Annotated in this window: 9 protein-coding genes; 7 read left to right on the top strand and 2 right to left on the bottom strand. The window is 64.0% G+C overall.

The window, feature by feature from the left end; all coding sequences use genetic code 11:
• The first annotated feature begins 108 nt into the window (after nucleotides 1-108).
• The 7 genes from glgA (at nucleotide 109) to IEG05_RS20610 (ending at nucleotide 12,220) form a co-directional block, all read left to right on the top strand.
• Nucleotides 109-1,659, top strand: coding sequence for a glycogen synthase GlgA (gene glgA, locus IEG05_RS20640; protein WP_191122664.1), 1,551 nt, complete (start codon nucleotides 109-111; stop codon nucleotides 1,657-1,659).
• 12 nt (nucleotides 1,660-1,671) lie between these two features.
• Complete coding sequence (treZ, locus tag IEG05_RS20635) at nucleotides 1,672-3,444, top strand: malto-oligosyltrehalose trehalohydrolase (RefSeq protein ID WP_191122663.1); 1,773 nt, start codon at nucleotides 1,672-1,674, stop codon at nucleotides 3,442-3,444.
• On the top strand, nucleotides 3,441-5,516 hold the full coding sequence (gene malQ, locus IEG05_RS20630) for a 4-alpha-glucanotransferase (protein WP_191122662.1): 2,076 nt from the start codon (nucleotides 3,441-3,443) through the stop codon (nucleotides 5,514-5,516). Before treZ ends, malQ begins: the two co-directional genes overlap by 4 nt.
• Nucleotides 5,513-8,323 carry a malto-oligosyltrehalose synthase gene (locus tag IEG05_RS20625; RefSeq protein ID WP_191122661.1) on the top strand — a complete coding sequence of 937 codons (2,811 nt, stop codon included), beginning with the start codon at nucleotides 5,513-5,515 and terminating at the stop codon, nucleotides 8,321-8,323. The genes malQ and IEG05_RS20625 overlap by 4 nt, the downstream gene beginning before the upstream one ends.
• Nucleotides 8,320-8,658, top strand: coding sequence for a DUF2934 domain-containing protein (locus IEG05_RS20620; protein WP_041013776.1), 339 nt, complete (start codon nucleotides 8,320-8,322; stop codon nucleotides 8,656-8,658). Before IEG05_RS20625 ends, IEG05_RS20620 begins: the two co-directional genes overlap by 4 nt.
• 98 nt (nucleotides 8,659-8,756) lie before the next feature.
• Nucleotides 8,757-10,907 (top strand): glycogen debranching protein GlgX, encoded by a 2,151-nt coding sequence (gene glgX / locus IEG05_RS20615; RefSeq protein WP_191122660.1) that lies wholly within the window; start codon nucleotides 8,757-8,759, stop codon nucleotides 10,905-10,907.
• A gap of 461 nt (nucleotides 10,908-11,368) precedes the next feature.
• Complete coding sequence (locus tag IEG05_RS20610; protein WP_191122659.1) at nucleotides 11,369-12,220, top strand: M23 family metallopeptidase; 852 nt, start codon at nucleotides 11,369-11,371, stop codon at nucleotides 12,218-12,220.
• Nucleotides 12,221-12,229: 9 nt separating this feature from the next.
• On the opposite strand, the gene IEG05_RS20605 is transcribed toward IEG05_RS20610, so the two are convergent.
• Nucleotides 12,230-13,069 (bottom strand): DUF2218 domain-containing protein, encoded by an 840-nt coding sequence (locus tag IEG05_RS20605; RefSeq protein WP_125877573.1) that lies wholly within the window; start codon nucleotides 13,067-13,069, stop codon nucleotides 12,230-12,232.
• Between the two features lie 29 nt (nucleotides 13,070-13,098).
• Nucleotides 13,099-13,923, bottom strand: a complete 825-nt coding sequence (locus IEG05_RS20600; RefSeq protein WP_191122658.1) for a DODA-type extradiol aromatic ring-opening family dioxygenase — start codon at nucleotides 13,921-13,923, stop codon at nucleotides 13,099-13,101.
• Between the last annotated feature and the right edge of the window lie 174 nt (nucleotides 13,924-14,097).

Below are 14,097 nucleotides of genomic sequence, written 5' to 3'. Positions count from 1 at the left end.
AGCCTGGTCGTGTTCATGGTATGTGACGGTCATCAGATCGTTGCATAGGAGAAATATGCTCGTAGCTGGCGCCGGCACCTGGAACGCCGGGGCTCTGGGGAGATCGTGATGAGTATTGCCGCTGTGAACGCCCTGCCTGTCGGACTGCCGAAGGCGAAACCCGCCGTACCCCTGGTTACTCGCCCTGCCCTGCAGATTCGTAGTAGCCACGATGACAAACGCAAGATTCTGTTCGTCACCTCCGAGCTGACCGATCTGGTCAAGACCGGCGGGCTCGCCGACGTGTCGGCGGCACTGCCCCGGGCATTGGGCGCACGCCACGATGTGCGCGTGCTGATCCCCGGCTATTCGCAGGTAATCAACAGCGGTCACGCCATCCGCACGGTCGGCTCGCTGGGCGGCTATGCCGAGATTCCCGGCTGCCGCATTGGCCGGATGGACATGCCCGACGGCCTGATCATCTATGTGCTGATCTGCCCGGAACTCTATGAGCGCGAAGGCTCGCCATACGGTGACGCCGATGGCAACGACTGGCCCGACAATCCGGTGCGTTTCGCTCGCCTCGGACTGGCCGCTGCGGAAATCGCCGCCGGTACGGCCTGCATCCGCTGGGCGCCCGAGCTGGTGCACGCCCACGACTGGCCAGCCGGTCTGGCGCCCGCCTACATGCACTGGCGCGGGTTGAACACGCCCAGCGTCTTCACCATTCATAACCTCGCCTACCAGGGCAACATCGATATGGCGCAGCGGCGCCTGCTGGGAATCCCCGCCGAGGCCTGCGACCCGGAGCGCATGGAATTCTACGGCAAGCTCTCCCTGCTCAAGGCGGGGATCGCCTATGCCAACCGCGTGACCACAGTAAGTGCAACCTACGCCGAGGAAATCACCACGCCGGAGTTCGGTTGCGGCATGGAAGGCTTCCTCAGCATGAAAGCCCGCCAGGGCCTGCTCAGCGGACTGCTCAACGGCATCGACGAAAGCTGGGAGCCGGAAAGCGACCCCTATTTGGTGAAGGGTTTCAGCGCACGCAACTGGGCAGGCAAAGAGGCCAATGCCGCCTATATCCGTGAGTCATTCGGGCTCGAGCAATGCCATGCACCGCTGTTCGCCGTGGTCTCGCGCCTGGTACACCAGAAGGGTGTCGACCTGACCCTCGACGTCGCCCATGCCATCGTCGAAGGCGGCGGTCAGTTGGCGATCCTCGGCCAGGGCGACCACCAGATCGAGCATCAGGTTCGCCAGCTCGCGGCTCAGTATCCCGGGCGGGTCGCGGCCCACATCGGTTTCAACGAAACCGATGCGCGCCGCCTGTTCGCCGGCAGCGATTTTCTGCTGATGCCGTCGCGCTACGAGCCGTGTGGCCTCAGCCAGATGTATGCCCAGCGCTATGCCTCGCTGCCCGTCGCCCGCCGCACGGGCGGGCTGGCCGACTCCATCGATGATGGCATCACCGGGTTCCTGTTCAACGAATCCAATGTCAGCAGCTACCGGCAGGCCGTCCAGCGGGCGTTGGCGATCCATCAGCATCCGCAGCTGCTGGCCGCCATGCGCTGCCGAGCGATGGGGGCCGGCTTTTTCTGGCGTCACGCCATCGAACCCTATGACGCGCTGTACCGGAAATTGCTCGGAGAGCGCCGCGAGGTTCGTCTTTTAATCTGAAGAGGTCGTTCAATGCAGAAGCAGCGTGCCCATATCGGGCATCACGGGCCGGAGTTGCTGGAAGACGGGACCACCCGCTTCCGACTCTGGGCGCCCGATGCGCAAAACGTCAGTCTGATCGTTGTAGGCGCACAAACGCTGCCGATGACCGCCACTGAAGAAGGCTGGTACAGCATCGATGCCCCTTACGGGGCCGGTACGCTCTACCGGTTTCTCATCGACGACGAACTGCATGTGCCCGACCCCGCCTCGCGGGCGCAGGCGGGCGACGTGCATGCGCCGAGCCTGGTGGTCGATACCCATGACAACTATCTGTGGCGCAACAGCAGCTGGCTCGGTCGTCCCTGGCACGAGACGGTGCTGTACGAAACCCATGTCGGTCTGTATGGCGGTTTCGCCGAGATGGAAAAGCACCTCGCCGGGCTTGCCGAACTCGGCGTGACGGCCATCGAACTGATGCCGATCGCCGAGTTTCCCGGTGACCGCAACTGGGGTTACGACGGCGTCCTGCCCTACGCGCCGGAAGCGGCCTATGGCAGTCCGGAAGAGCTCAAGCATCTGATCGATACCGCCCACGGCCTCGGCCTGATGGTGTTTCTCGATGTGGTCTACAACCACTTCGGCCCGGACGGCAACTACCTCGGCCGCTACGCCAAACACTTCTTCCGCCACGACCAGCAGACGCCCTGGGGCGATGGCATCGATTTCCGCCGCCGCGAAGTCCGCGACTTCTTCATCGACAACGCGCTGATGTGGCTGATGGACTACCGTTTCGACGGGCTGCGCTTCGATGCCGTGCATGCCATTCCCGACCGCAGCTTCCTCACCGAACTGGCCGAGCGCGTGCACACCACAGTGGAACCCGGTCGCCATGTGCATCTGGTACTGGAGAACGAGGACAATCGCTCCAGCCTGCTGACCCAGGGCTTCACCGCGCAGTGGAACGATGACGGCCACAATGTGCTGCATGCGCTGCTCACCGACGAAAGCCAGGGCTATTACGCCGACTATCACCAGGACGCGACCAGCAAACTGTCGCGCTTTCTTGGCGAAGGCTTCGTCTACCAGGGGCAGAACAACCGCCGTGGCGAATCCCGTGGCGAGCCCAGCGCGCACCTGTCACCGACCTCGTTCGTGCTGTTCCTGCAGAACCATGACCAGACCGGCAACCGCGCCTTTGGCGATCGCCTGGTTACGCTGGCCGATGCCGACGCGCTCAGGGCTGCCACCGCCGTCCTGCTGCTTTCCCCCATGGTTCCGCTGCTGTTCATGGGCGAGGAATGGGGCTCGCGACAACCTTTCCTGTTCTTCACCAGCCATCACGGCGAGCTGGCCGATGCAGTGCGTGAAGGCCGCCGCAACGAATTCGCCGAGTTTTCCGAGTTCGCCGACGAAGCCACCCGCGAGCGCATTCCCGATCCCAACGCCGTATCCACGTTTGAGCAGTCGCGCCCGGACTTCGGTGCACAAACGCAACCGGGGCACGCCGAGTGGCATGCGCTGTACCGCCAGCTGCTGAGCATCCGCCATGCCGAGATCGTGCCGCGCCTGCCCGGTAGCGCCTTCCTCGGTTGCAGCGTGCTCGGCGAAGCCGCTGTGCTTGCACGCTGGCAGCTGGGAGATGGCAGTCAGCTGCGCCTTGAGCTGAACCTAGGCGAACAAGCCGCTCTACTGCCCGCCTCGTCTAGCGCCGCGCACCTGCTGTTCGCCAGCCGTACGTTGGATGCCACGCCCGACCAATTGCCGCCTCGTATGGCCAAGCTGTATCTGGAGAAAGCCAAATGAGCGACGAATCCCTGATCCGCCTGGCGGAAGCCGCCGGGCTCTCCATCGACTGGGTCGATGCCGACAACCGCGAACAACGGGTCGAGCCGGCCGTACTGCGCGACGTGCTGACCTGCCTCGGGCTGGCGGCGGAAACCGATGCAGATATCGAAGCCAGCCTCGAGATTCTCGCGCACAAGAACAACCACGGCGGCGTGCCGCAGCTGCTGACCTGCGATCAGCACGCTGCACTGGACCTTTCCGCCTACTTTACGGCGGCCAGTCGTTTCGAGTTGCAGGCAGAAGATGGTGGCGTTCAGCAGGGCACGCTCGACAACCAGGCGCGCCTGCCAGCCATCGATACGCCCGGCTACTACCGGCTGACCATCGACAAGTATCAGCTGACCGTGGCTATCGCCCCGCTCTCCTGCCCCACAGTCGCCGAAATCGCCGGGGCGGACGCCTGGGGCCTGACGGTGCAGTTATACGGGCTGCGCCGCGCGGACGATGGTGGCCTGGGCGACACCCAGGCACTGGAGGCGCTGGTCAGCAACGCCGCTGCCCACGGAGCCGATGCGCTTGGAATCAGCCCGGTGCACGCCATGTTCGGCGCACATATCGACCAGTACAGCCCTTACTCACCGTCGAGCCGGCTGTTCTTCAATGTGCTGCACGCCGCGCCCGGGTCGATCCTTGGTGAGCGGCCGTTGCGCCAAGCCATCGAGACTTGCGGGTTAGGTGAGGAATTGAAACGCCTCGAGCGCCTGGAGCTGATCGACTGGCCGGCCGTGGCGCAATCGCGGCATCGCCTGTTGCGGCAGCTGTTCGACGACTTCAACAAGGGCGGCAACGCCCTGCAGGTGGATTTCGACAGCTTCCGCGCGAGCGGTGGCGAGGCGTTGGAAAACCACTGCCGCTTCGAAGCCCTGCACACTCATCTGCGGGACGCACAGGGCCACACGCAGCACTGGAACGACTGGCCAGGCGAATACCGCGACCCCTCCAGCCCGGCCGTTGAGGCCTTTGCCCGCGAACATGCCGATGAGGTGAGTTACCACGCCTTTGGCCAGTGGTTGATGGCCCGCGGCCTGGAACGTGCCCAGGTCGCCGCGCGCAGCGCCGGTATGCGCATCGGGTTGATTTCCGACCTCGCCGTCGGCGCCGATGGCGGCGGCAGTCAGGCCTGGAGCCGCCAGGCCGAGCTGCTGGCGTCGCTGAGCGTCGGTGCACCGCCGGATATCATGAATCGCGACGGCCAGAACTGGGGCATTTCGGCGTTCTCGCCCTGGGGGCTGCGCCAGCATGGCTTTCGCGCCTATATCGAGATGCTGCGCGCCAACCTCGCCCACGCCGGCGGCATGCGTATCGACCACGTGCTGGGCCTGAAGCGTCTCTGGGTTGTACCCGCCGGTGCCGACCCGAAGCGCGGCGTGTACCTCAACTTCCCCTTCGACGACATGCTGCGCCTGCTCTGCCTCGAGGCCTGGCGCCACCAGGCGGTGATCCTCGGCGAAGACCTCGGCACCATTCCCCACGGCCTGCGTGACGTACTCGCAGCACGGGGAATCCTCGGCATGCGGGTGCTGCTGTTCGAACAGCACGACGGCCATTTCCAGACGCCTGCCCAGTACCCGGCGCAGGCGCTGGCAACCAGTACCACCCACGATATCCCGACCCTGACGGGCTGGTGGCACGGTCACGATATCGACTGGCGCATCAAGGTCGGCCAGGTGCCCGAATCGGACCGTGATGCCCAGTGGCAAGCGCGTGAGAAAGAACGCGCAGGGCTGAATCGTGCGTTGTGCGAGTACAGTGGCAAGAACCCGGACGTGCTGCTGAACGCCGAGGAGGCGGTCGATGCCGCCATCTGCTTCCTGGCGCACACCCCCGCGCCGCTGGTACTGGTTCCAGTTGAAGATGCGCTCGGTCTGGAAGAACAGACCAACATGCCCGGCATCGTCGAAACCCATCCCAACTGGCGTCGCCGTTATCCCGGCGACAGTGCAACATTGCTCGACAGCCCGGCCAGTAGCCGCCGGCTGGCGTCCTTTGCGCAGGCCCGTCGTAACCATCGTGGAGCTGCGCATCGATGAAAGACCTAACCGCAACCCTGAGACTGCAGTTTCACCGCGACTTCACCCTCGACGACGCTACTGCGCTGGTCGACTATTTCGCGGAGCTCGGCATCAGCCACATATATGCGTCCCCATTGCTGACCGCCCGCCCCGGTTCCAAGCACGGCTATGACGTGATCGACCCGACCCGCATCAACCCTGAACTGGGCGGCGAACCGGCGTTGCAGCGCCTGGTGGAGGCCCTGCGCGGCAAGGGCATGGGGCTCATCCTCGACATCGTCTCCAACCACATGGCGGTCGGTGGCTCGGGCAACGCCTGGTGGCTGGACGTACTCGAGTGGGGCCGCCGCAGCCCGTACGCGCAGTTCTTCGACATCGAGTGGAATTCACCGGACCCCCTGCTCGAAGGCCAGTTGTTGGTGCCCTTCCTTGGCAGCGACTATGGCGAGGCGCTGCAGCAGAGCACCGTGAAGCTGCGCCTGGACGTTGATAACGGCTCGCTGTACGCCGAGCATTACGAGCACCGTTTTCCGATCACCCCGCCGAGCTACGGCGAGGTGTTGCGTGCCGCCGATCATCCTCAGCTGCGTACCCTGGCGCAGCACTTCGATGCCCTGAAGACCGAACCCGCGCCGTACCAGGCCGCTCGCTTGCTACGCACCGAGCTCGCCGAGCAGTTGCAGGACGCCAGCACCCGGCAGGCGCTGGAGCAGGCGCTCAACTGCTACGAGTCCACTACCGATGACGGCTTCCGCCGCCTGCACAGCCTGCTGGAACGCCAGAACTATCGTCTGGCCAGCTGGCGGACCGCGGGTGACGACATCAACTGGCGGCGCTTCTTCGACATCAATGAGCTGGGCGGCCTGCGCGTCGAACGTCCGGTGGTGTTCGAGGAAACCCACGCCAAGATTTTCGAGCTGATCGGCGATGGCCTGGTCGACGGCCTGCGCATCGACCATATCGACGGGCTAGCCGACCCGCGCGGCTATTGCCGACGCCTGCGCCGGCGTGTCGATCGGCTGAATGCCGGGCGCCCGCAGGACGCGGTGCAGGATCACGTGCCGATCTACGTCGAGAAGATTCTCGCCGGTGGCGAGCGGCTGCATGACGACTGGGGCGTGGACGGCACCACCGGTTACGAATTCATGAATCAGGTGTCGCTGCTGCAACATGACCCGGCTGGCGAATCACTTCTGTGCTCCTTGTGGAGCGAAACCAGCGGACGCACCACCGATTTCATGGAAGAGGCTCGCCAGGCTCGCCAGCTGGTGCTGACTGGCCCGCTGGCGGGCGACTTCGAAACCGTCGCCCTGTCGCTTTTGCAGATCGCCCGCGGCGACGTGATGACCCGCGACATCACCCTCGGCGCGATTCGCCGCGCCCTGCTGGAGCTGATCATTCACTTCCCGGTGTATCGCACCTACATTGCCGCGCCGGGCCGCCGCGAGGCCGATGAACCGTTCTTCCAGCAGGCGCTGGACGGCGCGAAGACGACCTTGAGCGAAGCCGACTGGCCGTTGCTCGAGCATCTGCAGCGCTGGCTCGGCGGTGAAAGCCTGCGGCAACTGCCGCGTAGCCTGCGCAAGATTCGTCGCTACGCCTGCACACGCTTCCAGCAGCTGACCTCACCGGCTGCGGCAAAGGCCGTCGAGGATACCGCCTGCTACCGCTCCGGCATTCTGCTGTCGCGCAATGATGTCGGTTTCGACCCACAGCACTTCAGCGCGCCATTGCAGGCATTCCACGACGAGTGCCTGCAACGCGCCGAGCACTTCCCGCGCAACATGCTGACCACCGCGACCCACGACCATAAGCGTGGCGAGGATACCCGCGCCCGCATCGCGGTAATCAGCGAGCGCGCCGAATGGTTTGCCGGCAAGGTGCGGCGCTGGCGCGAGATGAGCGCCAGCCACATCCAGCAGCTTGGCGACGGTGCGGCGCCCTCGCCCGGCGATGAGCTGATGCTGTTCCAGATCCTGCTCGGCAGTTGGCCGCTGGGCCTGCAGGCCGGCGACAAGGCTGCGATGGAGCAGTACTGCACACGCATCCTGCAATGGCAGGAGAAAGCCCTGCGCGAGGCCAAGCTGCGCACCACCTGGAGCGATCCCAACAGCGATTACGAAAGCGCCTGCCGCCAGCACGTCGAGTACCTGCTACTCGCCGACGAAGGTGCACCATTACGGGACGAAATCGCTGCGGCCGCTGCCGAACTGGCCCCTGCCGGTGCGTTGAACAGCCTTGTGCAAAGTCTGCTGCGCATGACCACTCCCGGCGTGCCCGACCTCTATCAGGGCACCGAGTACTGGGACTTCAGCCTGGTCGATCCCGACAATCGGCGGCCGGTGGACTTCACTGCACGGCAGCACAGCCTCGCCAGCGCGGCCTCGTTCGATGAGCTGCTGCAAAGCTGGCACGACGGTCGCATCAAGCAAGCCGTGATCCGCCGCACACTGCAGCTGCGTCGACGCTACCCGCGGCTGTTCAGCGAAGGCCGCTATCTGCCGCTTGCGGTTTCTGGCGAGCAGGCCGAGCAGCTGCTGGCATTCGCCCGCGAGCTGGAAGGCGAGTGGGTGGTAGTCGTGGTGCCGCGGCTGGCAGCGGATCTGCTGGGGGATCGTGGAGTACCGAGCATTCCGGCGCAGCGCTGGGGCAACACCCGGATCGAACTGCCCGAGGCGCTAAACGGTAGTGAATTCGAGCGACTTTTCGACGGAACGACAGTCTCATCCCAACAAGCCAGCCTAGAGGTTGCGCGCGTTCTGGACGGACTATCGGCGGCCGTCCTGCATACGTCTATGACCGCAAATGGAGAATCCCAACAATGAGTTCAGAAGAGCAACGTATCCGCGAGTTCGCTTATCAGATCTGGCAATCCGAGGGTTGCCCGGAAGGGGAAGATGAGCGCCATTGGGCAATGGCGCGCAAGCTGGTCGAGGCCGAATACGGCGCTGCCGATGCCAAGCCTGCCAGCCGCCCACGCAAGACCGCCACCAAACCCACCGATGCCACACCCAAAGCCAAGCCCAAGGACGTGAAGGATGCGTCGGCGGCCAAACCCCGCGCGAGCCGTGCCGCACCCAAGGCTGGCACCGATGCCAAGGCCGGTACACCCGAAACCATCAAGAAAACACGCACCCCGCGCGCGAAGAAGGAAAGCTGACCGGCGGCAGGCATCTTGTCGGCGTCGGATCGGTCGAATGATCGTCCGCGCCGACACAAGCCTCGGTACGCCATCCGGAATGCGCCTTTGGAGATTTCATGAGTAAGAAAAAGCCCTACGTGTCGCAGGTTACGACGCCGTCCAGGATAAGTGAGGGCTTGCCCTTCCCGCTCGGGGCAACCTGGGATGGCCTGGGGGTCAATTTCGCCATTTTCTCCGCCCATGCCACGAAGGTTGAGCTCTGCCTGTTCGACTCCAGCGGCGAGGTCGAACTCGAGCGGATCGAGTTGCCCGAGTACACCGACGAGATCTGGCACGGCTACCTGCCGGACGCACATCCTGGGCAGATCTACGGCTACCGCGTATACGGCCCGTACGACCCGGAGAACGGCCATCGCTTCAACCCGAACAAGCTGCTGATCGACCCCTATGCCAAGCAACTGGTGGGCGAGCTGAAATGGTCGGAAGCGTTGTTCGGTTACACCATCGGTCACCCTGATGGCGACCTCAGTTTCGACGAGCGCGACAGCGCGCCCTTCGTGCCCAAGTGCAAGGTCATCGACCCGGCCTTCACCTGGGGCCGTGACCACCCCGTGCAGGTGCCCTGGGACAAGACCATCATCTACGAAACCCACGTGCGCGGTTACACCATGCGCCATCCGGCGGTAGCGGACGATGTGCGCGGCACCTTCGCCGGCTTCAAGACGCCGGAAGTGATCGACTACATCCGCAAGCTTGGCGTTTCCTCGATCGAGCTGCTGCCGATCCATGCGTTCGTGCAAGACCAGCATCTGCTCGAAAAAGGCATGGCCAACTACTGGGGCTACAACAGCATCGCCTTCTTCGCGCCGCACCCCAAGTATCTGGCCAGCGGCAAGATCACCGAATTCAAGGAGATGGTCGCTCACCTGCACAACGCCGACCTCGAGGTGATTCTCGACGTGGTCTACAACCACACCGCCGAGGGTAACGAGCGCGGCCCGACCCTCTCCATGCGCGGCATCGACAACGCTTCGTACTACCGCCTGATGCCGGACGACAAGCGTTACTACATCAATGATTCCGGCACCGGCAACACGCTGGACATGAGCCACCCGTGCGTACTGCAGATGGTCACCGACTCGCTGCGCTACTGGGCGACCGAGATGCACGTGGATGGCTTCCGCTTCGATCTGGCGACCATTCTCGGCCGCGAGCATGACGGTTTCGACGAGCGCCACGGCTTCCTCGTCGCCTGTCGCCAGGACCCGGTGCTGGCCAAGACCAAACTGATTTCCGAGCCCTGGGACTGCGGCCCTGGCGGATATCAGGTCGGCGGCTTCCCGCCCGGCTGGGCCGAGTGGAACGACCAGTTTCGCGATACGGTGCGCTCGTTCTGGAAAGGCGACGACGGCCAGCTGGCGGACTTCGCCAGCCGTCTCACCGGCTCCGGCGACCTGTTCAACCAGCGCGGGCGGCGTCCGTTCAGCTCGATCAACTTCGTTACCGCCCATGATGGCTTCACGTTGAAGGACCTGGTGTCCTATAACCACAAGCACAACGAGGACAACGACGAAGATAACCGCGACGGCAGCGACAACAACCTGTCGTGGAACCACGGCGTCGAAGGCCATACCGACGACCCGGAGATCAACGAGCTGCGCTATCGGCAGATGCGCAACTTCCTCGCCACGCTACTGTTCTCCCAAGGCACGCCGATGATCGTCGCTGGCGATGAATTCGCCCGCACCCAGCACGGCAACAACAATGCCTACTGCCAGGACAGCGAGATCGGTTGGGTCAACTGGGACATCAGCGAGGACAGCTATGGCCTGCTGGGCTTTGCCCGCAAGCTGATTCGCTTGCGTCAGCGCTTCCCGATGCTGCGCCGCGGGCGCTTCCTGGTCGGTGCCTACAACGAAGAGCTGGGCGTGAAGGACGTGACCTGGCTGGCGCCGAACGCCGAGGAGATGTCCATCGAGCAGTGGGAAGATGCGCACAACCGCTGCATGGGCATGCTGCTTGACGGTCGAGCCCAGCCTACGGGCATCAGACGTGCAGGCTCCGACGCAACGCTGCTGATCATCGTCAACGCGCATCATGACCTGGTGAATTTCACGCTGCCGGAGGTGCCGCAGGGTATCTACTGGAATCGCCTGATCGACACCAACCACCCGACCGCTCGACCGGAACGGTTCGACTTCAACGACGAATACGCCGTGACCGGCCGTTCGCTGCTGCTGCTCGAACTGATCAAGTCCGACGAGTGAACAAAGTCGCCTCGGCTCAGTGCGGCCGGGGCACTTATGTTGGCTTTCTCCGGGACCGCGTGCCTGGCATCCATTGCTGCCTCTTCCACACCAACTTGTTTTGTGGGGAGCGGTCGGGGCCGCCCGGCCTCAACCGCGAAGCGGTGCTTCAACAGTTCAGTGGCACGGCTGGCTTGGCGTCCCTGAATGTCACGTCAAGTCAGTAGTCGCGCGGAAATTCGGGCTATAGGCGCCCTTCCCACCTCACGCCAAGCCCATAACGGATGTGGGAGCGGTCTCGACCGCAAAGCTCCTGTACCGCTACAGACTTAGTCCCGCGCCCACGCGCAAAAAACGACACGCGGTAGTGAACCTCATCGCGTGACTCAAGTCCCAAAACCAGCGCGGCCCACTAACCAACCCAACGGATTCGTTCTGCTCGTCGCCGGCAGCCTTGTCTTTTCCGTGATGGATCACACGTCATGCTCTCTCTGCGACCGCTTTTTTATCCCTTTCTATTACTGCTCGGGCTGGCACCTCTGGTGCCGGCCTTGGCCGCCAGCAACCACGCAAAAGCCGACAAACCGGGCTCGGTGCGCCTGTTCATCAACCGTGCCGGCAGCGGCAAGGCGATGGATGTCAGCAACACGCTGGAGGTGCCGGTCGAGGTCACCTTGCGGCTGACACGCATGGTCAACGTGGCCGGCGTCGGCAAGGGTGTGATTCGCAAGACCATACCGGCCAACAGCCGCGTTCGCGTGGCTACCCTAAGCAAGCGCAAGGCCGGCGGGCCAATCATGTTCAAGCATTCGTTCAGCTACGCGATGCTGTTCTCGCCGGAGCCGGATCAGCCTGACTCGGTGCAGGTCGATGGGCCGGCATATGCGCTGCCGTGGCAAGGCGGGCCGTTCCGCATCTCCCAGGGTGCTGGCGGTGACTTCAGCCACAATTCGCCGAGCGGCCGCTATGCGGTGGATATCGCCATGCCCGTTGGTACCCCTATCGTGGCGGCGCGGGCAGGCACTGTGGTGAAGATTCGCAACGGCCAGGGCGGCCGGTTTCCCGACCCGGCCGGCAACTACGTGCGCATCGAACACGAGGACGGCACCCACAGCGCCTACCTGCATCTGAGCCGCGGATCGGTGCGGGTCAAGCCAGGGCAGCAGGTCAAGCTCGGCACGCTCCTGGGCAAGTCCGGCAACACCGGCCGCAGCACCGGACCACACCTGCACTTCGTGGTGCAAAAGGCCTATGGCAGCTCGATGTTGTCGATCCCCTTCCGCTTCAACCAGCCGGTTAGCTCGCTGCCCAACTTTGCGCTGAGCAGCCAGTGAAGCCAGACCCTAGAGCATGCGCTGCATGATGTCGTCGCGCTTGACCAGGCGGTGATACAGCGCAGCGCCGATATGCCCGAGCACAAGCAGAACGGTGAGCCAGGCCAGCGGTGAATGCACGCTGCCGAGCGAGGCGGCCCAGGCGATCTCCGGGCCTTTCTCCACCAGTTGCTGGCCGAACACCTTGACCCCGTAGCCATTGCCGATCAGATACAACAGACCGCTGATCGGCATCAGCAACATGCATCCGTACAGTGCCAGATGACCGCCCTTGACCAGCCATGCTGTGGCCGGGTCGTGCGGCGGGCGCTGTTTGATCTGGCTCGCCGCCCAGACGATGCGCAGCACCACCAGTACCAGCAGCACCGCGCCAAGGGAAACATGCCAGGGCACCAGGGTCTGCCCGACCCAGTGCTCGCCTTCGGCGATGCGGTCGCCCAGCTTGAGAAACTGCCAGACGATCAGCAGTGCCATCAGCCAGTGGAATGTTCGCGAAACCGTGCCGTAGCGACTTCTGGAGTCGACCGCCGTGTTCGCGTTCGCAGCGGCTCCAGGCGGCTTGCCCGCATCGGATTGCCAGTCGATCTGCAGGCGCTCTTCCCCCGCCATGCGCGCCAGGTGATCGGCCACTACCTTCTGCAACTGCAGCGCCTTGTCCTGATCGGCGGCTTCCAGATGCGCGTTCAGGTGTCCCTCACCGGCGTGCAGATCGCAGCGGCCGATCGGCAGCTCGATGGTCCCGCCCTGCTCGTCCAGCTGCACGGGAAACTTGTGCCGCCAGTGGTTGCACAGCCGCTTGATCAGCCGCTGCGGGTTCTCGGCCGCAATCCGGGCATGTGATCGATACATCGCTTGTTCTCCTTTAGAAATTTGCCCTGTCAGCCGAAGCGATAGGCGGACAGCGTGGTGTGCATGACGCGGTCACTGAAGACCTTGCGTCCGATGGAGTCGCCACCCGCGCCGGCCGCCACCAGCAGCGGAAGCAGATGTTCCTCGGCGCGCGGCGGATGACAGAGGCGTGCCGACGGCGCCTGTTCCCAGCGTTGCAGCGCGAGATCGCGTTGCTTGGGCGCAGATTCGACCGCGGCGCTCAGCCAGCGATCGAACTCGTCGGAGATCGGCGCGAAACTAGGGTCGCCGTAGCCACGCATGTTGTGAAAGCTCATGCCGCTGCCGACGATCAGCACCCCGTCCTCGCGCAAGCCCTGCAAGGCACGACCGGCCTCGATATGTGCCTGCGGGTCGAGGTCGCTGCGCAACGAAAGCTGCACCACCGGGATATCCGCGTCGGGAAACATCAGCTTCAGCGGGATGAACATGCCGTGGTCGAAGCCGCGCTGTGCGTCCTCATGGCCACCGAGCGAAGCGTCCTCGAGCAGACCGGCGATACGTGCAGCCAGCCGCGGCTCACCTGCAGCCGGATAGCGCAGCTCATAGGTGTGCGGCGGAAAGCCGTGATAGTCGTAGACCAATGCCGGCCGCGCAGCGCTGGTGACGCTGAACGTCGACTGCAGCCAGTGCCCGGAAATCAGCACGATGGCCGTCGGTTTCGCCGGCAGTGTCGCGGCGATGCCCCTGAGGAAATCAGCCATGGCGTTCCAGGCGGTCGGCGGATTCCACTCCATGAAGAAGCAAGGCCCGGCGCCATGCGGCACGAACAGCGTCGGCATGGTTCGATCGGTAGCAGGATCACTGGCAATCATCATCGGGCTCCCTGAAGGACGTGCGACAAAGCATGACCTACACTCACTAGCAGGCCGTTGAAAAAAGCCAGAGCCCGCGTGGCTCTGGCAAAATGGCGGCCATCCTCTTCTGCCGAAGCCAGCCCAAGCCGATGCGTGGACTCGACCTCAAACAAAACGAGCTGTTCAGTTATA

This window comes from Stutzerimonas kunmingensis (assembly GCF_014764705.1).
Lineage (GTDB): Bacteria > Pseudomonadota > Gammaproteobacteria > Pseudomonadales > Pseudomonadaceae > Stutzerimonas.
This window is presented reverse-complemented; position numbering and strand designations above follow the sequence as displayed.